A 22,338-nucleotide genomic window follows, 5' to 3' on the forward strand; every position below is an offset into this window, starting at 1 on the left:
TGCGGTGCCGGGCTCCTGCTGGCCGTGAGCGGATCAGCGATCCGCCGGCCGGGTCAGCCGCGCGCCGGGCCGATGCCCTGCGAGTTCAGACCCTCGATGATCCGCGCCGACTCGTCGAAGCCGATGACCACGATCGCGTCGGGGTTCAGCTCCACCATGTCCTGGATCTCGGCGTCGTAGTTGGACGCCGTGGGGTCGTAGATGACCAGCTCGATGCTGTCCTCCGAGAGCCCGCTGCTCACCAGGTTCTCGACGGTGTTCTCCGCCAGGCCGGTGCCGTAGGAGTCGTTGCGGGCCAGGATGCCCACCGTGTTCGCGCCGTCCTCGATGATGAGGTCGGCCAGGGCACGCGACTGCAGCGTGTCCGGCGGGGCGGTGCGGAAGTACAGCCCGTTGTCGTTGTACGACGTGAACTCGTCCGACGTGTTGGCCGGCGAGATCTGCACGACACCGGCGCCGGTGATCTTGTCGATGACCGTGCGGGTGACGGCCGAGGAGGCCGCACCGACGATGACGTCGACGTTCTGCTGCAGCAGCGCGTCGACCGACTGGGTGGCGATGTCGGTCGAGGTGTCACCGGAGTCGCGCTGGATCAGCTGCACCGGCTGGCCGAGGACCCCACCGGCCTCGTTGATCTCCTGGACGGCCAGGTCGGCGCCGGCGATCTCCGGAGGGCCGAGGAAGGCCAGGTCACCGGTCTGCGGCAGCAGCGTGCCGATGACCAGCGGGTCGGTCGCGGTGGCGCCGGGAGCGGCCGGGGCCGGCCCCTCGTCGGACGCGGCGTTGGCCTCGTCACCGGCGAGCACGTACTGCGTCTCGTCGGCGGCGATCGTGTTGTCCTCGCCGAACTGCAGGATGCCGAAGCTGGCGACCGACGGCTCACCGGGCTCGGCGAAGGCCAGCGGACCGGAGACGCCCTCGTAGTCGGGGTTGCCCCCGCCGTCGACGATCTCCTTGCAGGAGGCGAAGTCCTCGCAGGCCTCGCCGCCGAAGGTGACCCCGTTGATGTAGGGGGCGAAGACGGCCGGGTCGGTGCTGCCGGCCAGCTGCGCGGCGATCGCGGAGATCATGATCGCGTCATAGGTCTCGCCGGCGTAGTTGAAGTCCTGGAGGTCCGGGTCGATCTCCAGCAGCCGGTCGGTGAACTCCGTGCCCAGCTCGGTGAGCGGCGTGGTGCCCCGCATACCGGCGAGGGCACCCTGCTCCGAGAACGACTCCCCGAGCGCGTTGCCCATGTTGCCGTCGGTGCCGTAGACGTTGACCTGCCTCTCGCCTTCGCCGCCGCCGCCACCTTCGGCCGACGTGCCGCCCTCGTCGCCGCCACCGCAGGCGGTCAGCGCCAGCAGGGCAGCACCGGTGACGGCGATGCTGCGGGCAGTAGTGCCAGTGCGCATCAAGCAACTCCCAGTGTCATCAGTGCACCCGGGCGCCGGCGCGCGTACGCGACGACCACCGACCGGGCGCCGATCAGTGCGCAGAACCTAGCTTCCGCACTGGGGGTTGCACCCTCATGCGCAACGACCGTGATGAGGTCGTGACCTCGCCGTCCGCACCGTGGACCAGGAAACACACCGCGTGAGGGCCGGACGACGCTGCCGCCCGGCGGGCGCAGCGCGGAGGCGATCGGGGGTTCAGGCAGGGCCGTCGTCGGCCGTCGCCGCCGCCAGGACCGACTCCGCCAGAGCCTTCATGCTCGTCCGCTGGTTCATGGCGGTGCGCTGGATCCAGCGGAAGGCCTCGGCCTCGGTCATGCCCTGCTCGGCCATGAGCCGGCCCTTCGCCCGCTCGACGACCTTGCGCGTCTCCAGGCGCTCCTCCAGCGTGCGCACCTCGCCGTCGAGCGCGGTCATCTCGGCGAACCGGCCGCGCGCCACCTCGATGGCCGGCACGAGGTCGTTCTTGGAGAACGGCTTGACCAGGTAGGCCATGGCGCCGGCGTCGCGGGCCCGCTCCACCAGCTCGCGCTGGCTGAAGGCCGTGAGCACGATGACCGGCGCGGTGCGGGCCGAGGCGATCCGCTCCGCGGCCGACAGGCCGTCGAGCACCGGCATCTGGATGTCGAGGATCACCAGGTCGGGGCGCAGCTCCTCGGCGCGTTCCACGGCCTGCTGCCCGTCGCCGACCTCCGCGACGACGCTGTACCCCTCCTCCTCGAGCATCTCCTTGAGGTCCAGACGGATGAGTGCCTCGTCCTCGGCGATCAGGACACGGATCGGCTCGCTGCTCACGGGGGTGGAGCCTATCGGCGTCAGCCGGGGAGCACCGCCCGGCTACTCTTCTCGGGCGCCGGTCGCACCCGGCACGCCCCCGTACCCCAATCGGCAGAGGGAGCGGATTCAAAACCCGCGCAGTGTGCGTTCGAGTCGCACCGGGGGCACCGTGTGATCCGTCGTCCTCGTGATCCGTCGTCCTCGTGATCCGTCGTCCTCCGGACGACACCGCGCCCACGTGCCGCTCCCCCGCTGCGACGAGCGCGTCCATCGCGGCGACGCGGGACCCTCCGGGCCCCACTCGCCACGATCCCCCTACCGTGGCCCTGTGACCGAGCCCGCGCCGCACATGACGCCCGAGCAGTTCCGGCAGCACGGCCACGAGGTGGTCGACTGGATCGCCGACTACTGGGCGCGCATCGGCTCCTTCCCGGTGCGCTCGCAGGTCTCCCCCGGCGACGTCCGGGCCATGCTGCCGGAGCAGCCGCCGGAGCAGGGCGAGCCCTTCGCCGCGGTGCTCGCCGACCTCGACCGGGTCGTCCTCCCGGGCGTGACCCACTGGCAGCACCCCGGCTTCCTCGGCTACTTCCCGGCGAACACCTCCGGCCCCTCGGTGCTGGGCGACCTGGTCTCCGCCGGCCTCGGGGTGCAGGGCATGTCGTGGGTGACCAGCCCCGCGGCCACCGAGCTCGAGCAGCACGTCATGGACTGGTTCGCCGGGCTCCTCGGGCTCCCCGACTCGTTCCTCTCCACCGGCACCGGCGGCGGCGTCGTCCAGGACTCCAGCTCCGGGGCCAACCTCGTGGCCCTGCTCGCCGCGCTGCACCGGGCCAGCGGCGGGGCGACCGTCCGCCAGGGCGTGCAGCCGGACCGCGCCACCGTCTACGTCTCCAGCGAGACGCACTCCTCCATGGAGAAGGCCGTCCGCATCGCCGGGCTCGGGACCGAGGCGGTCCGGATCGTCGAGGTCGACGGCGAGCTCGCCATGAACCCCGCCGCGCTCGCCGCACGGCTCGAGCGCGACGTCGCCCGCGGGTACCGGCCCGTGCTGGTCTGCGCCACGGTGGGCAGCACCTCCACCACCGCGGTCGACCCCCTCGCCGCGATCGGGCCGATCTGCCAGCGCTTCGGGGTCTGGCTGCACGTCGACGCCGCGTACGCCGGGGTCAGCGCGGTCGCGCCCGAGCTGCGCCAGCTGCAGGCCGGGGTCGAGTGGGCCGACAGCTACACCACCGACGCCCACAAGTGGCTGCTCACCGGCTTCGACGCCACGCTGTTCTGGGTCGCCGACCGCGCGGCCCTCACCGGCGCGCTGGCGATCCTCCCCGACTACCTCCGCAACGCCGCCACCGATGCCGGCGCCGTGGTCGACTACCGCGACTGGCAGATCGAGCTGGGCCGCCGGTTCCGCGCGCTCAAGCTCTGGTTCGTGCTCCGCTGGTACGGCGCCGAGGGGCTGCGCGCCCACGTGCGCGGCCACGTCGCCCTCGCCCAGGAGCTCGCCGGCTGGGCCGCGGCCGACGAGCGGTTCGACGTCGTCGCCCCGCACCCGCTCTCGCTGGTCTGCCTCAAGCCGCGGTGGCCGGCCGGGGTGGACGCCGACGTCGCGACGATGACGCTGCTGGACCGCCTCAACGACGGCGGCGAGGTCTTCCTGACCCACACCACGGTCCGGCGGGAAGCGGTCCTCCGCGTGGCGATCGGCTCGCCTGCGACCACGCGGGCGCACGTCGAGCGGGCGTGGGCGCTCCTCGTCGAGGGCCACGACTGGCTCGCCGCCGACTTCGCCGCGCAGGCCGAGGAGCAGGCCGCGGCCCGCGCCGCCGAGCGCGAGCGCGCGGAGCGCGAGCGCGCGGAGCGCGAGCGCGCGGAGCGGGAGCACGCGGAGCGGGAGCACGCGGAGCGGGAGCGGGCCGAGCGCGAGCAGGCGCAGGCCGACGACGAGCAGGCCCCGGGCCGGCCGACGGAGGAGCCGGTCACCGAGCCGGCCGGCGAGGACGCCGCGCACCCCGTCTGATCGGCCGGGGCACCGGCACGGTCCCCGGAGCGGCGCTCAGCGCTCCGGGGACCGGATCAGCCCCTCCTGGGCGACGGTCGCCACGTGCGTGCCGTCGGCGGACCAGATCTGGCCGAAGCACAGCGCCCGGCCGGCCGAGGCCGCCGGGCTGTCGGTCTCGTAGAGCAGCCAGTCGTCCGCGCGCACGGGGCGGTGGAACCACACGGCGTGGTCGAGGCTCGCGCCGATGAAGTCTGGCCAGCCGCCGCCGAGGCGCGCGAACCCGGCCGAGAGCAGCGTCAGGTCGCTCACGAAGGTCAGCGCGGCCGCCTGCACCACGGGGTCGTCGTGCAGCTCGCCGGCCACCCGGAACCAGGTCCAGGACTGCGTGTGCGGCGGTGACTTGGGCGGCGCCGCGAACGGGTCGTGCAGGAAGCGCTGCTCGACGACCCGTCCCATGGCGGCCATGAAGGCGGCCCGGGCGCCGTGCCGGGCGACGATCTCCTCGGTGCCGATCATCTCCGCGGGACCGGCCACCTGCGGCATCGGGAGGGAGTGCTCGGCCACGGCCGGCTCGCCGACGTGGAAGTCCGCGGTGAGCGCGAAGATCGCGACGTCCTCGCCCTTGCGCCGCTGGCAGGCGATCACCCGCCGCGTCGAGAAGGAGCGTCCGTCCCGGATGCGGTCGACGGAGTAGCGGATCTCCTCCGAGGGGTCGCCGGGCCGGAGGAAGTAGGAGTGCAGCGAGTGCACGCCCCGCCCGGCCGGTACGGTGCGCCCCGCGGCCACGAGCGCCTGGCCGGCGACCTGGCCGCCGAAGATGCGCTGCCGCTCGCTGCTCGGCGTCTTGCCGACGAAGACGTCGGGCTCCCGCTCGGTCAGGTCCAGCACCGACAGCAGCGCCGCCGCCTGGGTGTCCTCCGCCCCGCCGCTCACGAGTCGGTACCCACCTCGTGCACCCGGATGAGGTTGGTGGACCCGACGGTGTTCGGCGGGCTGCCGGCGACCACGACGACGCGGTCGCCCACCTGCAGGCGGCCGATGGACAGCAGCGAGAAGTCCACCTGGGCGACCATGTCGTCGGTGTGCTCGACCGCGGGCACCAGGAAGGTCTCGACACCCCAGGAGAGGGCCAGCAGGCTCCGGACGCGGGCGTCGACCGTGAACGCGAGCAGCGGCTGCCGGGGGTGCAGGGCGGCCAGCCGGCGGGCGGTCTCCCCGGTCTGCGTGAAGGTCGCCAGCGCCTTGACGTCGAGGGACTCCCCGATGTCCCGGGCGGCGCGCACGATCGCCCCCGACCGCGAGCGCGAGCGGCGCGCGAGCTCGGGCACCCACAGGTGGTCGCTCTCGACGGCCTCGATGATCCGGTCCATCGTCCGGACCGCGCCGATGGGGTACTGCCCCACCGAGGTCTCCCCCGACAGCATGACGGCGTCGGCGCCGTCGAGGACGGCGTTGGCGACGTCGGAGGCCTCCGCCCGGGTCGGCCGCGAGTTCGTGATCATCGACTCGAGCATCTGGGTGGCCACGATGACGGGCTTGTTCCGCTCGCGGGCGGCCTGGATGGCGCGCTTCTGCACCAGCGGCACCTGCTCCAGGGCCAGCTCCACGCCGAGGTCGCCGCGGGCGACCATGATCCCGTCGAACGCCTCGACGATCGCGTCGAGGTTGCGGACCGCCTCCGGCTTCTCCAGCTTCGCGATGACGGGGACGGAGATGTCCTCCTGGCGCATGATGTCGCGGACCAGGGCGACGTCGGTGGGCGAGCGCACGAAGGAGAGCGCGATGAAGTCCACGCCCAGGTGCAGCGCGAAGCGCAGGTCCCGCTCGTCCTTGTCCGACAGCGCCGGCACGCTCACCGAGACGCCGGGCAGCGAGAGCCCCTTGTTGTTCGACACCGTGCCGCCCTCGACGACCAGGCAGAAGACGTCGGGCCCCTCGACGCGGACGACGCTGAGCGAGAGGTTGCCGTCGTCCACCAGGAGCCGGTCGCCGACGCGGACGTCGTTGGCGAGGTCCTTGTAGGTGGTCGAGACCCGCTCGGCGGTGCCCTCGACGTCCTCGACGGTGATGCAGACCTGGCTGCCGGTGGCCCAGGTGACCGGCCCGTCGGCGAACGTGCCGAGGCGGATCTTGGGGCCCTGCAGGTCGGCCAGGATGGCGACGGCGTGCCCGGTGCTGTCCGAGGCCTTCCGCACCAGGTGGTACGCGGCGGCGTGGTCCTCGTGCGCGCCGTGGCTGAAGTTGAGCCGGGCGACGTCCATGCCCGACTCGACGAGGGCGGTGACCTGCTCGGGGGAGCTGGTGGCCGGACCGAGGGTGCAGACGATCTTCGCGCGGCGGGACATGGCGATAACGCTATGGCATCGCGATCCTCCGGACCGCACCACGGCCTCGTGCCGTTCCCCACTGCCGCTGAGCCGCTTCCCGTGGACCGGCCGGGGACCCTCCGGGCCCCGCGACCGGTCCACCTCGGGCGTGCTCGGTGGCAGGACGGCGTCTCGGCTACCTCAGGGCGACCGCGGTGGGGGTGACCGGCCGGGGCAGCGCCGACTCCCCCGTGAGCCAGGTGTCGACGCCGGCCGCCGCGGCCCGGCCCTCGGCGATGGCCCAGACGATCAGCGACTGGCCGCGCCCCATGTCACCGGCGACGAAGACGCCGGGGACGGTCGACATGAACTCGTCGTCGCGGACCACGTTGCCGCGGCCGTCGACCTCCACGCCGAGGGAGTCGACCAGCCCCTCCCGCTGGGCCCCGGTGAAGCCCATGGCCAGGAAGACCAGGTCGGCGGGGAGCTCGCGCTCGGTGCCCTCGATCTTCTGGAACCGGCCGTCGACCCGCTCCACCTCGTGCAGCAGCAGGGCGCGCACGTGACCGGAGTGGTCGCCGACGAAGCGCTCGGTGTTGACCGAGTAGAGCCGCTCGCCGCCCTCCTCGTGGGCGCTGGAGACGCGCATGATCATCGGGTAGGTCGGCCACGGGTTGCTGCCCTGGTCCCGCCGGTCCGGCGGCGCCGGCATGATCTCGAGCTGGGTGACCGAGGCGGCGCCCTGCCGGTGCGCGGTGCCGAGGCAGTCGGCGCCGGTGTCGCCACCGCCGATGATCACGACGTGCTTGCCGTGCGCGTTGATCGGCGGGTCGTCGAGCTCGCCGAGCGCCTGCCGGTTGCCGTAGGGCAGGTACTCCATGGCCAGGTGGATGCCGGCCAGCTCCCGGCCGGGCGCGGGCAGGTCGCGGCCGATGGTCGCGCCGCCGGCGAGCACGACGGCGTCGAAGTCGCCGCGCAGCTGCTCGACGGTCACGTCGCCGTCCCGGCCGCTGCCCACGTCGACCCCGGTGACGAACCGGGTGCCCTCGGCGCGCATCTGGTCCAGCCGCCGGTCCAGGACGGACTTCTCCATCTTGAACTCGGGGATGCCGTACCGGAGCAGGCCGCCGATGCGGTCCGCCCGCTCGTAGACGGTGACGTCGTGCCCGGCGCGGGTGAGCTGCTGGGCGGCGGCGAGCCCGGCGGGGCCGGAGCCGACGACGGCGACCTTCTTGCCGGTGCGCTCGGCCGGGGTCTGGGGGCTGACCCAGCCCTCGTCCCAGGCGCGGTCGATGATCTCCCACTCGATCTGCTTGATGGTGACCGGCGACTCCTGCAGGTTCAGCACGCAGGAGCCCTCGCACGGCGCCGGGCAGAGCTTCCCGGTGAACTCCGGGAAGTTGTTCGTCGCGTGCAGGCGCTCGATGGCGTCCTGCCAGTCGTCGCGGCGGGCCAGGTCGTTCCACTCCGGGATCAGGTTCGCCACCGGGCACGCGTGGTGGCAGAACGGGATGCCGCAGTCCATGCAGCGGGCCGCCTGGGTGCGCACCTCGGCCGTCGGGAAGAGCGGGTCCTCCCCGTTCTCCCGCCGGCTGTAGACGTCCTTCCAGTCCAGGAGGCGGACCTCCACGGGCCGGCGCGGCGGCAGCGCGCGCTCGTACTTGAGGAAACCGGTCTGGTCAGCCACGTGCTGCCTCCATCACTGCTCGATCCACGTCGGTGCCGGCGGCCTCGGCGGCGCGCCGGGCCTCCAGCGCCCGCCGGTAGTCGCGCGGCATGATCACGCTGAACCGCTCCGACCAGCGACCCCAGTCGGCCAGCAGCGCGGCGGCCACGCTGGACTCCGTGTCCGCGGCGTAGCGCACGAGCACGTCGCGCAGCCACTGCGCCGACTCGACGTCCAGCGGCTCGACGTCGACCATCTCGGGGTTCACCCGGTGCCGCGCGAGGTCGAGCACGTAGCCGATCCCACCCGACATGCCGGCCGCGATGTTGCGGCCGGTGGCCCCGAGGATCACCGCGCGCCCGCCGGTCATGTACTCCAGCGCGTGGTCACCGACGCCCTCGACGACCGCCAGCGCGCCGGAGTTGCGCACGCAGAAGCGCTCGCCGACCCGGCCGCGCAGGAAGATCTCCCCGCTGGTCGCGCCGTAGCCGATGACGTTGCCGGCGATGACGTTGTCCTCGGCGAGGAACGGCGCCTCCCGTGAGGGCCGCACGATGATCCGCCCGCCCGACAGGCCCTTGCCGACGTAGTCGTTGGCGTCGCCGAAGAGCCGCATGGTGATGCCCCGGGGCAGGAAGGCGCCGAAGGACTGGCCGGCCGACCCGCCGAAGGTGAGGTCGATCGTGCCGTCGGGCAGCCCCTCGCCCCCGAAGCGGCGGGTGACCATCGAGCCCAGCATCGTGCCGACGGTCCGGTTGACGTTGCGCACCGGCAGCTCGAGGCTGACCGGCCGCGCGTCGAGCAGCGCCCCCTCGCACAGCTGGATCAGCGTCTGGTCCAGGGCGACGTCCAGGCCGTGGTCCTGACCGCGGACCGCGCGCCGCGGGGTGCCCTCGGGCAGCTCGGGGACGACGAGGACCGGCGAGAGGTCCAGCCCCTGCGCCTTCCAGTGGTCGACGGCCTGGCGGGTGTCGAGCAGCTCGGCGTGGCCGACTGCCTCGTCGATGGACCGGAAACCCAGCTCGGCCAGGTAGTGCCGCACCTGTTCGGCGAGGAACTCGAAGAAGGTGACGACGAACTCCGGCCGGCCGGTGAAGCGCTTGCGCAGCTCCGGGTTCTGCGTGGCCACGCCCACCGGGCAGGTGTCGAGGTGGCAGACCCGCATCATCACGCAGCCGGAGACGACCAGCGGCGCGGTGGCGAAGCCGAACTCCTCGGCGCCGAGCAGCGCCGCCACGACGACGTCGCGGCCGGTCTTCATCTGGCCGTCGACCTGCACCACGATCCGGTCGCGCAGACCGTTGGCCAGGAGCGTCTGCTGGGTCTCGGCGAGCCCCAGCTCCCAGGGGGAGCCGGCGTGCTTGAGCGACGTCAGAGGCGCCGCACCCGTGCCGCCGTCCATCCCGGAGATCAGGACGACGTCGGCGTGCGCCTTGCTCACCCCGGCCGCGACCGTCCCGACGCCGACCTCGGCGACCAGCTTGACGTGGATCCTCGCCGCGTCGTTGGCGTTCTTCAGGTCGTGGATGAGCTGCTTGAGGTCCTCGATCGAGTAGATGTCGTGGTGCGGCGGCGGGCTGATCAGGCCCACGCCCGGCGTCGAGTGCCGGGTGCGCGCCACCCACGGGTACACCTTGCCGCCGGGGAGCTGCCCGCCCTCGCCGGGCTTGGCGCCCTGCGCCATCTTGATCTGGATGTCGTCGGCGTTGACCAGGTACTCGCTGGTGACGCCGAAGCGGCCGGACGCCACCTGCTTGATCGCCGAGCGGCGCAGGTCCCCGTTCGGGTCGGCGGTGAACCGGTCGGGGTCCTCGCCGCCCTCACCGGTGTTCGACCGCCCGCCCAGGCGGTTCATCGCGATGGCGAGGGTCTCGTGCGCCTCCTGCGAGATCGAGCCGTAGCTCATCGCACCGGTGTTGAAGCGCTTGACGATCTCGCTGACCGGCTCGACCTCGTCGAGCGGCACGGGCGGCCGCACGCCCGTCTTCAGCGTGAAGAGCCCGCGCAGGGTCGCGGCCTCCTCGGACATCTTGTCGACCGTCTGCGTGTACTTCTCGAAGACGTCGTACTGCCGGGCCCGGGTGGCGTGCTGGAGCAGGAACACCGTCTCGGGGCTGAAGAGGTGCACCTCGCCCTCGCGGCGCCACTGGTACTCCCCGCCGGTCTCCAGCCGGCGGTGCGCACGCTCCGTCGGGTTCTCCGGGTAGGCGCGGCGGTGGCGCATGGCCACCTCCTCGGCGAGCACGTCGATGCCGACGCCGCCCAGCGGGCAGGAGGTGCCGGTGAAGTACTCGTCGACGAGCTCCTGGGAGAGGCCGACCGCCTCGAAGATCTGCGCCATCGTGTACGAGCCGACGGTGCTGATGCCCATCTTGCTCATGACCTTGAGGACGCCCTTGCCCAGCGCCTTGACCATGTTGCGGACGGCCTGCGCCGGCTCCACGCCGGTCAGGGCGCCGTCGCGGATCAGGTCCTCGATGGACTCGAACGCCAGGTACGGGTTGACCGCCGCGGCGCCGTAGCCCAGCAGCAGGGCGACGTGGTGGACCTCGCGGCAGTCGCCGGACTCGACGACGAGCCCGACCTCCATGCGGGTCTTCTCCCGCACCAGGTGGTGGTGCACCGCCGCGGTCATCAGCAGCGACGGGATCGGCGCGCGCTTCTCGTCGCAGTCGCGGTCGGAGAGCACGATGATCCGGGCGCCGGCCGAGATCGCCTTCGAGACCTTGGTCCGCAGCTGCTCGACGGCCTCGGCCAGGGCGGTGCCGCCGCCGTTGACGTCGAAGTGGCCGGTGATCCGGACGGCGGCGTAACCGGGCAGGTCGCCGTCGTCGTCGATGTGCAGGATCTTGGCCAGCTCGTCGTTGTCGATGACCGGGAACGGCAGGTGCACCTGCCGGCAGGACGCCGGCGTGGCGGTCAGCAGGTTCTGCTCCGGGCCGAAGGTGCGGCCCAGGCTGGTCACCAGCTCCTCGCGGATGGCGTCCAGCGGCGGGTTGGTCACCTGGGCGAACAGCTGCCCGAAGTAGTCGTAGAGCAGCCGGGAGCGGTCCGACAGCGCCGCGATCGGGGTGTCGGTGCCCATGGAGCCGATCGGCTCGGCGCCGCTGGCGGCCATCGGGGTGACCAGCATGCGCAGGTCCTCCTCGGTGTACCCGAAGAGCATCTGCCGGCGGACGACGGACTCGTGGCTCGGACGCGAGCGGCGGCGCTCGGGCAGCTGCGGCAGGTGCACCAGGCCGGCGTGCAGCCAGTCCTCGTAGGGGTGCTCCGCGGCCAGGGCGCCCTTGACCTCCTCGTCCGAGACGATCCGCCCGGAGGCGGTGTCGACGAGGAACATCCGGCCCGGCTGCAGCCGGCCCTTGGCGACGACGTCGGCGGCCGGGATGTCGAGCACGCCGACCTCGCTGGCCATGACGACCAGGTCGTCGCGGGTGTGCCACCAGCGGCCCGGGCGCAGCCCGTTGCGGTCCAGGACCGCGCCGATGAGCGTGCCGTCGGTGAAGCAGACGGCCGCGGGGCCGTCCCAGGGCTCCATGATCGAGGAGTGGAACCGGTAGAAGGCCCGGCGGGCCGGGTCCATCTCGTCGTGGTTCTCCCACGCCTCCGGGATCATCATCAGCACCGCGTGCGGCAGCGAGCGGCCCGACAGGTGCAGCAGCTCGAGCACCTCGTCGAAGGTGGCCGAGTCGCTGAAGTCGCTCGCGGTGACCGGGAAGATCCGGTCCAGCCCGAGCTCGGAGGCGGGGCCGGCCGGGCCGTCGAAGAGCTGGGTGTCGAGCTTGGCCTCGCGCGCCCGCATGCGGTTGCGGTTGCCCTTGATGGTGTTGATCTCGCCGTTGTGCGCGATGAAGCGGAACGGGTGCGCCAGCGGCCAGCTCGGGAAGGTGTTGGTCGAGAAGCGGCTGTGCACCAGCGCGATCGCCGACTCGTAGCGCTCGTCGCGCAGGTCGGGGAAGAAGAGCGGCAGCTGGTCGGTGGTCAGCATGCCCTTGTAGGTGATCGTGCGCGACGACAGCGAGGTGATGTACAGGGAGCTGCCCGCGTCCACCGCGGCCCGCTCGGCGCGCTTGCGCAGCACGAACGAGCGGCGCTCCAGCCGGGTCACGCCGTTGCAGACGATGTTCCCGCCGAAGGCCTTCTCGTCGGCCCGGCCGCCCATGGTCTCGGCGACGAAGACCTGCGCGAAGTGCGGCATGACCGCCCGCGCCGTGGGACCGAGGTCGGCGCCGTCGGGGTCGACCGGCACGTCGCGCCAGCCCAGGACGGTGAGCCCCTCCTCCTCGGCCAGGCGGGCGACGTCCTCGTGGCGGGCGGCGCGCTCGGCCGCGTCGGTCGGCAGGAACGCGATGCCGACGGAGTACTCGCCCAGCGGGGGGAGGTCGAAGTCGACCTCGGCGCGCAGCAGCGCGTCGGGGATCTGGGTGAGGATGCCGGCGCCGTCGCCGGAGTTCGGCTCGGACCCGGCGGCGCCGCGGTGGTCCAGGTTGTGCAGCGCGGTGAGGCCGGCCTGGACGATGCGGCGGCTGCGGCGGCCGCGGGCGTCGGCGACGAAGGCGACGCCGCAGGCGTCCTTGTCGTTGGCCGGGTCGTACAGGCCGGACGGCGCGGGCACGGCCGAGAACGGCACGGCCGGCGGCACGGCGGTGGTGGTGGCTGCCGCGGTGGCGGGGGCGGGAAGGTCGGTCATGTCACTCCCGTCGTCGGCGCACCGTCGTCCCTCGGGGGCGAGGGCGGGACGGGGGCGGGGGCCCGGGCCGGAGGTCAAGGGCGGCGGAGATGGCGGCACGTGCGGATCGCGGGGTACCGGGCGGGCACAGGTGGCCCCGACCGGCTGACGCGCGCGAGCCCACCGGTTGGTGCCGGCGAGCCGTCGTCCGCGGGGCAGCGCTGGCCCGGTCCGACACTACGACCCCGCCAGGATCGCTGGGTGGGTCAGGCGGAAGCGTACACAGCCGTAACGCCGTCCTGACACGGCTGAAGCCGATCCGTGACGGTGCACACGCTCAGGCGCGGGCCGCCCGGCGAGCCCCCGGTCAGCTCCCGGACGACGGCCGGTGATCGTCCTCACGCGCCCCGGCCGCCGTCGCCCCGGAGGAGGGCCCGGCGGACGCCTCGGTGGATGCCGGGGACCCCGGCGCGGCCGGCTCGCCGGAGGTGGCCGCGTCGCCGCGGTCGATGACCTCGCGGGGGCGGCCGCGCTGCCAGACGAAGTAGGCCACCGCCAGCAGCCCGACGACGATCGAGGTGAAGACGTTGACCCGGACGCCGAAGAAGGTCTCGGCCGGGTCGGTGCGCAGCAGCTCGATCCAGAGCCGGCCGGCGCAGTAGGAGGCCACGTAGAGCGCGAACGCCCGGCCGTGCCCGAGGCGGAAGCGGCGGTCGGCCCAGACGACCAGCACCGCCGCGGCGAGGTTCCACAGCAGCTCGTAGAGGAACGTCGGGTGGAAGGTGCCGAGCACCACCGGTTCGCCGTCGGCGCCGGTGACCGCCCGGCCCCCGCTCCACTCGTAGATCGTCAGCGCCCAGGGCAGGTCGGTGGGGCCGCCGTAGAGCTCGTTGTTGAACCAGTTGCCCAGCCGGCCGATCGCCTGCGCCACCAGGAGCCCCGGCGCCAGGGCGTCGGCGAACGCGGGCAGCGGGATGCCACGCCGCCGGCAGGCGATCCAGGCCCCCACGCCGCCGAGCGCGATGGCGCCCCAGATGCCGAGGCCGCCCTCCCAGATGGCGAAGGCCCGCAGCGGGGCGCCGTCCTCGCCGAAGTACGGCCGCGGGCTGGAGATCACGTGGTAGATGCGCCCGCCGACGATGCCGAAAGGCACCGCCCACACGGCGATGTCCAGCACGTCCCCGGGCGCTCCGCCGCGAGCGACCCAGCGCCGCTCGGTGATCAGGACGGCCGCGACGATGCCGGCGACGATGCACAGCGCATAGCCCCGGATCGGCAGCGGCCCGAGCTCCCAGACGCCCTGGGTGGGGCTCGGGATGGCGGCGAGCACCGTCACGCCGGCACCCCCGCCCGGCGGACACCGGCGGCGAGGTCCCGGGTGAGCGCGCGGACGCCCTCCACCCCCCGGCCCTCCAGCAGCTCGCGGACGTAGGCGGAGCCCACGATGACCCCGTCGGCGAACGCGGCGACCTCGGCCGCCTGGCCGCCGTCCGAGACGCCCAGGCCGACGCAGACCGGCAGGCCGGGCGCGGCCTCCCGGGTGCGGGCCACGAGCTTCTCGGCAGCGTCGCCGACCGTGGCCCGCGTGCCGGTGACCCCCATCGTCGAGGCCGCGTAGACGAACCCGCGGCAGGCGGCGGTGGTCGAGCGCAGGCGCGCGTCGGTCGACGACGGCGCGACGAGGAACACCCGGTCCAGGCCGTGCTCCTCCGCCCCGGCCAGCCACTCCCCGGCCTCGTCGGGGATGAGGTCGGGCGTGATGGCGCCCGCTCCCCCGGCCGCGGCCAGGTCCGCGGCGAACCGGGCGACGCCGTAGCGCTCGATCGGGTTCCAGTAGCTCATCACGACCGGGACGGCGCCCGCGGCAGCGACGGCCGCCACGGCGCGGAGGACGTCCGGCATGCCGACCCCGGCGCGCACGGCGACCTCCACGGCCTCCTGGATCACCGGCCCGTCCATGCCCGGGTCGCTGTAGGGGACGCCGATCTCGACGACGTCGGCACCGGCCTCGACCGCGGCCACCATGGCCTCGATCGAGCCCTCGACGTCCGGGTAGCCGACCGGGAGGTAGGCGATCAGGGCGGCGCGGCCCTCCGCCTTCGCCGCGTCGATCCGTTCCTGCAGCGCGCTCACGCCGTCTCCCCCGCGTCCTGGCCGGCGACGGCCTCGGCGTTGCTGACCGCACCCTCGGTGGGCCGCTGGTCGGTGTCCAGACCCGGGCCCGGGTCGACCTCCTGACGGTCGCCCAGCCCGAACCAGCGGGACGCCGTCTCGACGTCCTTGTCGCCCCGCCCGGAGAGGTTCACCAGGAGCAGCGTGTCCGGCCCGAGCTCCTTGCCGAGCACGAGCGCGCCGGCGAGGGCGTGGGCGGACTCGATCGCCGGGATGATGCCCTCGGTCCGGCAGAGGAGAGCGAACGCCTCCATGGCCTCGGCATCGGTGACCGGCCGGTACTCGGCCCGCCCGATGTGGTGGAGGTAGGAGTGCTCCGGGCCGACGCCCGGGTAGTCCAGGCCGGCGCTGATGGAGTGGGACTCCACGGTCTGGCCGTTCTCGTCCTGGAGGAGGAACGAGCGGGCGCCGTGCAGCACGCCCGGGGTCCCCCCGGTGATCGTCGCCGCGTGCCGGCCGGTGCCGACGCCGTCGCCGCCCGCCTCCAGGCCGACCAGCCGCACGCCCTCGTCGGGCACGAAGGCGGTGAAGATGCCGATCGCGTTCGAGCCGCCGCCGACGCAGGCGAGGACGGCGTCGGGCAGCCGCCCCTCCCGCTCGAGCACCTGGGCGCGGGCCTCGTCGCCGATGACCCGCTGGAAGTCCCGGACCATCGCGGGGAACGGGTGCGGGCCGGCGACGGTGCCGAAGACGTAGTTGGTCGTCTCCACGTTGGTCACCCAGTCGCGGAAGGCCTCGTTGATCGCGTCCTTGAGGGTGCGCGAGCCGGTGGTCACCGGGATCACCTCGGCGCCGAGCAGCCGCATGCGGGCGACGTTGAGCGCCTGGCGGCGGGTGTCCTCCTCGCCCATGTAGACGGTGCAGGACAGCCCCATGAGCGCCGCCGCGGTCGCCGTCGCGACGCCGTGCTGGCCGGCGCCGGTCTCGGCGATGACGCGGGTCTTGCCGATCCGCTTCGTGAGCAGCGCCTGGCCCAGCACGTTGTTGATCTTGTGGGAGCCGGTGTGGTTCAGGTCCTCGCGCTTGAGCAGGATCCGCGCCCCGCCGGCGTGGGCGGCGAACTTCGGCACCTCGGTGACCGGGCTCGGCCGGCCGGTGTAGTCGCGCTGCAGGCGGGCGAACTCGGTCAGGAAGGCCGGGTCGACCCGCATGGCCTCGTAGGCCTCGGTCAGCTCGTCGAGCGCGGCGATCAGCGCCTCCGGGACGAAGCGGCCGCCGAACACCCCGAAGTGCCCGGTGGCGTCGGGCCAGCCCGGTCGCGCCGGGAGCGAGAGGTCTCCGGTCTGCGGTGGGCTGGTCGTCGTCATGCGCACAGTGTCCCGCGCCGGGCGCCGCGAGCGGTGCAGGGGGGCGCGCGACGTCACCGGATCGGACCAGCGCAGCCGCATGCGGTCAGAAAGGTGGCGGGTCGTCCTCCGCCGGTTCCGGGCCGGGGTCCGGGTCCGGTTCCGGGCCGGGGTCCGGGTCCGGTTCCGGGTCTGGTGGTGGTCCGGGTCGCTGGGTCAGGACGCGGTAGCCGGGTGGTCGGGTGGTGCGGGTGACCCCGCTCGGGGTGGTGACGGTGAGCACGCCGTCATCGCTCATGGTGTGCTGCCAGCCGCGGGCGAAGGTCTTGAGCCGGTGGTGGCGGCGGCACAGGCAGCACAGGTTGTGGCAGGCGGTCTGGCCGCCGTCGGCGTGGGCGAGAACGTGGTCCAGGTCGGCCCAGCCCGCGGGCACGGTGCAGCCGGGGTGGCGGCAGGTGCGGTCGCGGACCCGCAGGAACCGCTGCTGGGCGGCCGAGGGCCGGTAGCGGTCCACCGCCGGCGGCGGGCCCAGCAGCGGGCAGCCGCAGGCGGCGTCGGGGTGGGTCGGGCAGCCACGGGCCGCCAGCCGCGCCAGCTCCGCCCGGCCGGTGACGGCCCGCAGCGCCCCGGTGTCGTCGGTGATGGCGATGTCCAGGCTGCCGCCGGGCGGGGCTTGCAGGGTGCAGGCGTCGAGCTGGGCGAGCAGTTCGCGCAGGTGCGCGGCGGTGATCGGCTCACCGTCCACCTCCCCCACCGGCTCGGGAACCCCGGGTGCGGTGAAGGCGGCCGGCAGCGGGTTGCCGGCGGCGAGGAAGCCGGCCGGGGTGAGCGCGCCCAGCGGGGCGATCACGGTCAGCTGCGCGGTCACCGCCGGGGCGTCCTGCCAGGGGCGCAGCAGCAGATCGGCCAGGGCGCCGGCGCGCAGCATGCCGATCGGCCGCTCGTCCCCGGCCTCCTTCGCCGCCCGGGCGTGCGCGTCGACCGCCGCCCGGCAGGCCCGGGCGTCGGGATGCGGGAGCAGGGCGCGCAGCTCGCTCATCCCGTCCCCGACCGGCCGCACCGACACGTCCGCGCCGCGCCGGCGGATCTCCCGGCGCCGGTCGGCCGCGGCGGCGTCGCGGGCCACCAGCTCCGCGCGCATGGCTTCGCGCAGCCGGCCCACCCCGAGCCCGGTGGCGCCGGGCAGCACCGCGGCCTCCGCGGCGGCGATCACCGCCGGATCGGTGTCGGCCCCAGCCGCGGCGACCTCCGCGGCGATCGCCCGGGCCCGGGGCCAGTCCAGCAGCCCCAGCCGCAGCCGGGCGAAGGTGGCCGGCAGCCGGGTGGTGAGACCTCGACGTGCTCCAGCAGCGTGACCGCCGCCGCCCGGCTGCAGTTGTGCACCGCCGCCAGCTCATCGGGCACGAACTCACTCACACCCGCGGGCCCCACCGTTCCGGCCCGCTCCCCGCCGGGCAGCGGATCGGCCGGGGCCAGGCGGGCCGCCGCCAGGTCCATCACCAGCTCCACCCGCAGCGCCGCCAGCCGCGCCTCGGCGGCCACGATCTGCCCCAGCAGATCCGCGACCTCCCCGGCGCTGCGGCGGGCGGGCAGCCACGCCGACAGCGGCTCGTCGAACCGCCGCGGCTCCGGATCGGCCAGCTCCCAGGGCGAGGGCGCGTCGGACACCGGCCCAACCGTCACCCCGACCGCGAACCCGACCACCGACACAACCGCAGGCTAAGCCGGCGGTACGACACTTCCCGCAGGTCAGCGCCTGGACCGGCGGTCACGCCGGGGGCTCACCGCGTCAGACCGGGTCGAGAGGCCGGGACCGGTCAGCGGGTGGTGCGCGGGGTGGCGGGGTGGCTGCCCGCCGTCACCAGGTCCGCGACCGCCTGGCGGGCGTCCCCGGCGGTGACCAGGCCCTCGCCCACGAGCACGGCGTCGGCCCCGGCGGCGGCGTAGCTGATCAGGTCGTGCGGGCCACGGACGCCCGACTCGGCGACCTTCACGACCTCCGACGGCAGCCCGGGGGCGATCCGCTCGAAGGTGGACCGGTCGACCTGCAGCGTGGTCAGGTCGCGGGCGTTCACCCCGATCACCGAGGCGCCGGCCGCCATCGCGCGGTCGGCCTCGGCCTCCGTGTGCACCTCGACCAGCGCCGTCATGCCCAGGGACTCGACCCGCTCGAGCAGGCCGACCAGCACGTTCTGCTCCAGCGCCGCCACGATCAGCAGGACGACGTCGGCGCCGTGCGCGCGGGCCTCGTGCACCTGGTAGCTGCTGACGACGAAGTCCTTGCACAGCACCGGGACGTCCACGACGGCGCGGACGGCGGCGAGGTCGGCGTGCGACCCCCCGAAGCGGCGCCCCTCGGTGAGCACCGAGATGACGCGGGCGCCCCCGGCGGCGTACTGCTGCGCCAGGGAGGCCGGGTCGGCGATGTCGGCCAGGTCGCCCTTGGAGGGGCTGCGCCGCTTGACCTCGGCGATCACGCCGACGCCGGGAGCGCGCAGGGCCGCCAGCGCGTCGCGCGCCGGCCGGGCCGCCTGCGCGGCGGCCTTCACCTCGTCCAGCGGCGTCGCGGCCTCGCGGACGGCGAGGTCGGCGCGGACGCCCTCGATGATCTCGTCGAGCACGTTCACGGCGTGGTCGCAGCCTCGGCCGAGGTCCCGTGGTCGTTCATCTGCGCCACTGCCTCTCGTACGTCGATCCCGGGCGGATGGGTGGGCCCACTCTAGAGGCGGGCCGGACGCCCCCCGGCCCGGGGGCGGCCGAGGCGGCCCTGACCCGTTCCGCTACGTGGTGCGGTCGGACCGCGGCGCCGGCGGGGGCTCGGTCGGGTCCTCCCCGCGGTCCAGGGCCTTCCAGGCGTCGTCCGCGCGGTCCTCGTCCGACCGCGCCCGCACCGGCCCGGCGTCGCGCTCGTAGCGCTGCCCCATCGCCGGCCAGGACGCCCCGCGCAGGACGGTGAGCACCCCGGCGAGGGCCGCCAGCACTCCGGCGACGACGGCGAGCCCGGGCCAGACCGCGGCGACCTCGACCGTCGTCGCGGTGACGCTGGTGCCGCTCACGCCCGGCAGGTCGGCGGCGGCGTCGGCCACTCCCCCGGCCAGCACCCGGGCACCGGACCAGGCCACGGCGCCACCGCAGGCGGCGACCAGCAGCCCCACGGCCAGCCGGCCGGCGCCCCGCACGGCCAGCAGCGCGACGGCGGCGGCCAGCAGCACCAGGCCGGCGGCGGTCACCAGCGGTGCCGCGGCGCCGCCGGTGAGCGTCCCGGACACCGGGGGCAGGGGCGGCCGCCGTTCGGCGGTCACCTCCGCCCAGCGCTGGCTCGCGGCCGACAGCGCCAGCGCCCCGGCGGCAGCAGCGCCGACGACGGCGGCCGTCAGCTCCCGCCGCGCCCCGCCGGGCCGACCGCCGCCCGTCGCGCCGCTCACGCCAGCTCCCGCAGCCTCTCCGCCGTCGCGATCGCCGCGAGCACCGCGCGCGCCTTGTGCCGGGTCTCGGCCTCCTCGCTGGCGGCGTCGCTGTCGGCCACGATCCCCGCGCCGGCCTGCACGTAGGCGCGACCCTGGTGCAGGACCGCGGTGCGGATGGCGATCGCCATGTCCATGTCCCCGCTGGCGTCGACGTAGCCGACGGTGCCCGCGTACAGCGCGCGCCGGGTCGGCTCCAGCGACTCGATGATCGTCATGGCGCTGGGCTTCGGCGCGCCGGAGACGGTGCCCGCGGGGAACGTGGCGTCGAAGACGTCGAGGGCGTCGCACCCCGGCCGCACCTCGCCGGCGACGGTCGAGACCAGGTGCATCACGTGGCTGTAGTGCTCGACCCGCATGAAGTCGGGGACCTCGACGCTGCCCGGGACGCAGACCCGGCCCAGGTCGTTGCGGGCGAGGTCGACGAGCATGACGTGCTCGGCGCGCTCCTTGGGGTCGGCCAGCAGCCCCTCGGCGAGGCGCACGTCCTCCTCGGGGGTCGCCCCGCGGGGGCGGGTGCCGGCCGGCGGGTGGACGACGGCCGAGCTGCCGGACACGGTCACCAGCGCCTCCGGGGAGGAGCCCACGATGTCGAACGGGCTCTCCCGTCCGGCGAACCGGAGCAGGTACATGTACGGCGACGGGTTGGTCGCCCGCAGCACGCGGTAGAGGTCGAGCGCGGCGACGTCGGTCACGAGCTCGAACCGCTGCGCCAGCACCACCTGGAAGGCGTCGCCGGCGCGGATGTGCTCGCGCACCTCCTCGACGCCGTCCCGGAAGACGCCGGGCGCCAGGTTGCTGCGCACCGACGCCGGGACGTCGGCGGGCTCGAAGACGGCGACCGCCGACGGGGCCGGCCGGACCAGCGCGGCGGCCATGGCGTCCAGGCGGGCGACGGCGTCGTCGTAGGCGGCGTCCGCCGAGCCGGCCCCCCGCCCGGGCAGGGCGTTGGCGATGAGCAGCACCGACCCGTCGCTGTGGTCGAGCACGGCCAGGTCGGTGACCAGCATCATCGCCAGCTCCGGCATGCCGAGGTCGTCGGTGCTCGTGCTCGGCAGCCGCTCCAGCCGGCGGACGACGTCGTAGCCGAGGTAGCCCACGAGCCCGCCGGTGAGCGGGGGCAGACCCGCGCCTCGGGGCGAGCGCAGCCGCCGAGCGAGCACCCGCACCGCCTCCAGCGGGTCCTCGGGGAGGTCGTCGGTGAGCCCGGGCACGTGGTCACCGAGCCACTGGGTGCGCCCGTCGCGCTCGGTCAGCACGCCGGCGCTCCGGACGCCGACGAAGCTGTAGCGGGCCCACCGCTTGCCCTGCTCGGCCGACTCGAGCAGCACCGTGCCCGGGCGGTTGCCGGCGAGCTTGCGGTAGACGCCGACCGCGGTCTCGCCGTCGGCCAGCAGGCGGCGGGTGACCGGCACGACCGCAGCGTCCGACGCCGCGAACTCCGCGCGCGAGGGCGCGGTGACCCCGAACCTCACGGCGCGACCCCCTGCACGGCGGGCAGCACCCGGTGGAAGCAGCTGCGCTCGCCGGTGTGGCAGGCGGCGCCCTCCTGGTCGACGAGCAGCAGCAGCGCGTCGCCGTCGCAGTCGAGCCGGACCTCCCGCACCCACTGGCGGTGCCCGGAGGTCTCCCCCTTGACCCAGTACTCCTGCCGGCTGCGCGACCAGTAGGTGGCCCGCCCGGTGGTCAGCGTGCGCTGCACGGCCTCGTCGTCCATCCAGGCCACCATGAGCACCTCGCGGGTGTCGTGCTGCTGGACGACGGCGGCGACCAGGCCGGCCGGGTCGCGGCGCAGCAGGGCGGCGACCTCGGGGGCCGGCGCGGGGACGGAGGGGTCGGTCGCGGGCATGCCGCCCAGTGTGCCGTGCGGGCGCCTCAACCCTGCGGGGCGGTGAACCAGCTGCGACCGCCGCCGAACAGCACCAGCCCGAGGGCGACCAGCGGGGCCGCGGCGAAGAACAGGCTGAACGCCGCCACCACGCCGCCGACGTCCTCGGTGGCCGCGGCCGGGCCGAGCAGGTCGGTGAGCTCGGCCCACCAGTAGGCGGCGAGCAGCAGCTGGGCGCCGTGCGCGGCCAGCAGCGCCAGCCAGGCCACCCGGGTGCGCCGGGTCAGCGCGAGGATGCCGGCGGTCACCAGCAGCACCACCGAGACCACCTGGACGATCGAGAGCACGCCTCCCTCGCGGGCGAACTCGTACGCCTGGGTGGGGGCGGCGGTCGGGCTCTGCTCGATCGCCATCTGCGCCAGCGAGGCGAAGAACCACACGTACAGCGAGGCGATCAGCACCAGCAGCGCCTGGACGAAGCTCAGCACCGCGGCCCCGACGACCTGGCCCGGGCGACGCCCGGCCCGGGGCGGGACCGGGCCACCGGGGAACGGCGCCGCCCCCCAGGGGCCGGCGTAGCCGTACGGGCCGGGGTGGCCGTACGGCGGCACACCGTACGGCGGTGCGCCGTACGGCGAGGGCGGCGGCAGCGTGGGCGGCGGACCGGTGTAGACCGGCCCCGGCTCGGTCGGGGTCGTCGGGTCCGACCAGGGGTCGCGTGGTGCGCTCACCGCTGCC

The 22,338-nt window shown here is 74.5% G+C and carries 17 protein-coding genes and 1 tRNA gene; 2 read left to right on the forward strand and 16 right to left on the reverse strand.

Features of this window, described 5'->3' with window-relative positions:
• Nucleotides 1–53 precede the first annotated feature (53 nt).
• Both ACI79P_RS18725 and ACI79P_RS18730 read right to left on the reverse strand, forming a co-directional pair.
• The gene (locus tag ACI79P_RS18725) at nucleotides 54–1,394 is read right to left on the reverse strand and encodes an ABC transporter substrate-binding protein (RefSeq protein ID WP_456582571.1); all 1,341 of its coding nucleotides are present in this window, start codon (nucleotides 1,392–1,394) and stop codon (nucleotides 54–56) included.
• Nucleotides 1,395–1,631: 237 nt separating this feature from the next.
• Entirely contained in the window at nucleotides 1,632–2,228 is a 597-nt protein-coding gene (locus ACI79P_RS18730; protein WP_456582572.1) for an ANTAR domain-containing response regulator, read from the reverse strand.
• Between the two features lie 75 nt (nucleotides 2,229–2,303).
• Here ACI79P_RS18730 and ACI79P_RS18735 point away from each other — a divergent pair.
• Both ACI79P_RS18735 and ACI79P_RS18740 read left to right on the forward strand, forming a co-directional pair.
• A tRNA-Leu gene (locus ACI79P_RS18735) sits at nucleotides 2,304–2,377 on the forward strand.
• A 161-nt stretch (nucleotides 2,378–2,538) separates the two neighbouring features.
• Complete coding sequence (locus tag ACI79P_RS18740) at nucleotides 2,539–4,227, forward strand: pyridoxal-dependent decarboxylase (protein ID WP_456582573.1); 1,689 nt, start codon at nucleotides 2,539–2,541, stop codon at nucleotides 4,225–4,227.
• A 36-nt stretch (nucleotides 4,228–4,263) separates the two neighbouring features.
• Here ACI79P_RS18740 and ACI79P_RS18745 read toward each other — a convergent pair whose 3' ends face one another.
• The 14 genes from ACI79P_RS18745 to ACI79P_RS18810 form a co-directional block, all read right to left on the reverse strand.
• Nucleotides 4,264–5,142 carry an acyl-CoA thioesterase gene (locus ACI79P_RS18745; RefSeq protein WP_456582574.1) on the reverse strand — a complete coding sequence of 293 codons (879 nt, stop codon included), beginning with the start codon at nucleotides 5,140–5,142 and terminating at the stop codon, nucleotides 4,264–4,266.
• Entirely contained in the window at nucleotides 5,139–6,554 is a 1,416-nt protein-coding gene (pyk, locus tag ACI79P_RS18750) for a pyruvate kinase (protein WP_456582575.1), read from the reverse strand. The genes ACI79P_RS18745 and pyk overlap by 4 nt, the downstream gene beginning before the upstream one ends.
• 157 nt (nucleotides 6,555–6,711) lie before the next feature.
• Entirely contained in the window at nucleotides 6,712–8,202 is a 1,491-nt protein-coding gene (locus ACI79P_RS18755) for a glutamate synthase subunit beta (RefSeq protein WP_456582576.1), read from the reverse strand.
• The gene (gene gltB / locus ACI79P_RS18760) at nucleotides 8,195–12,871 is read right to left on the reverse strand and encodes a glutamate synthase large subunit (protein ID WP_456582577.1); all 4,677 of its coding nucleotides are present in this window, start codon (nucleotides 12,869–12,871) and stop codon (nucleotides 8,195–8,197) included. The genes ACI79P_RS18755 and gltB overlap by 8 nt, the downstream gene beginning before the upstream one ends.
• A 346-nt stretch (nucleotides 12,872–13,217) precedes the next feature.
• A complete protein-coding gene (lgt, locus tag ACI79P_RS18765) occupies nucleotides 13,218–14,186 on the reverse strand; it encodes a prolipoprotein diacylglyceryl transferase (RefSeq protein WP_456582578.1) in 969 nt (322 codons plus the stop codon).
• Nucleotides 14,183–14,983, reverse strand: a complete 801-nt coding sequence (gene trpA, locus ACI79P_RS18770; protein ID WP_456582579.1) for a tryptophan synthase subunit alpha — start codon at nucleotides 14,981–14,983, stop codon at nucleotides 14,183–14,185. Before trpA ends, lgt begins: the two co-directional genes overlap by 4 nt.
• Nucleotides 14,980–16,329, reverse strand: a complete 1,350-nt coding sequence (gene trpB, locus ACI79P_RS18775; RefSeq protein WP_456582580.1) for a tryptophan synthase subunit beta — start codon at nucleotides 16,327–16,329, stop codon at nucleotides 14,980–14,982. Before trpB ends, trpA begins: the two co-directional genes overlap by 4 nt.
• A gap of 85 nt (nucleotides 16,330–16,414) precedes the next feature.
• Complete coding sequence (locus ACI79P_RS18780) at nucleotides 16,415–17,626, reverse strand: HNH endonuclease signature motif containing protein (protein WP_456582603.1); 1,212 nt, start codon at nucleotides 17,624–17,626, stop codon at nucleotides 16,415–16,417.
• Nucleotides 17,518–17,976, reverse strand: coding sequence for a hypothetical protein (locus tag ACI79P_RS18785; RefSeq protein WP_456582581.1), 459 nt, complete (start codon nucleotides 17,974–17,976; stop codon nucleotides 17,518–17,520). The genes ACI79P_RS18780 and ACI79P_RS18785 overlap by 109 nt, the downstream gene beginning before the upstream one ends.
• Nucleotides 17,977–18,125: 149 nt before the next feature.
• Entirely contained in the window at nucleotides 18,126–18,935 is an 810-nt protein-coding gene (gene trpC, locus ACI79P_RS18790) for an indole-3-glycerol phosphate synthase TrpC (protein WP_456582582.1), read from the reverse strand.
• 153 nt (nucleotides 18,936–19,088) lie between these two features.
• On the reverse strand, nucleotides 19,089–19,733 hold the full coding sequence (locus ACI79P_RS18795; RefSeq protein WP_456582583.1) for a Trp biosynthesis-associated membrane protein: 645 nt from the start codon (nucleotides 19,731–19,733) through the stop codon (nucleotides 19,089–19,091).
• The gene (locus ACI79P_RS18800) at nucleotides 19,730–21,247 is read right to left on the reverse strand and encodes an anthranilate synthase component I (protein WP_456582584.1); all 1,518 of its coding nucleotides are present in this window, start codon (nucleotides 21,245–21,247) and stop codon (nucleotides 19,730–19,732) included. The genes ACI79P_RS18795 and ACI79P_RS18800 overlap by 4 nt, the downstream gene beginning before the upstream one ends.
• A complete protein-coding gene (hisI, locus tag ACI79P_RS18805; RefSeq protein WP_456582585.1) occupies nucleotides 21,244–21,621 on the reverse strand; it encodes a phosphoribosyl-AMP cyclohydrolase in 378 nt (125 codons plus the stop codon). The genes ACI79P_RS18800 and hisI overlap by 4 nt, the downstream gene beginning before the upstream one ends.
• Before the next feature lie 26 nt (nucleotides 21,622–21,647).
• Nucleotides 21,648–22,331: a hypothetical protein gene (locus tag ACI79P_RS18810; RefSeq protein WP_456582586.1), complete on the reverse strand. Its 684-nt coding sequence runs from the start codon at nucleotides 22,329–22,331 to the stop codon at nucleotides 21,648–21,650.
• Nucleotides 22,332–22,338: the final 7 nt, after the last annotated feature.

The organism is Blastococcus sp. SYSU DS0510 (genome assembly GCF_054050835.1).

Excerpts from the sequence above, each read along its gene's own strand:
- pyk (WP_456582575.1), bottom strand. The coding sequence starts at position 6,554 with ATGTCCCGCCGCGCGAAGATCGTCTGCACCCTCGGTCCGGCCACCAGC.
- gltB (WP_456582577.1), bottom strand. The coding sequence starts at position 12,871 with ATGACCGACCTTCCCGCCCCCGCCACCGCGGCAGCCACCACCACCGCC.
- ACI79P_RS18725 (WP_456582571.1), bottom strand. The coding sequence starts at position 1,394 with ATGCGCACTGGCACTACTGCCCGCAGCATCGCCGTCACCGGTGCTGCC.
- hisI (WP_456582585.1), bottom strand. The coding sequence starts at position 21,621 with ATGCCCGCGACCGACCCCTCCGTCCCCGCGCCGGCCCCCGAGGTCGCC.
- trpB (WP_456582580.1), bottom strand. The coding sequence starts at position 16,329 with ATGACGACGACCAGCCCACCGCAGACCGGAGACCTCTCGCTCCCGGCG.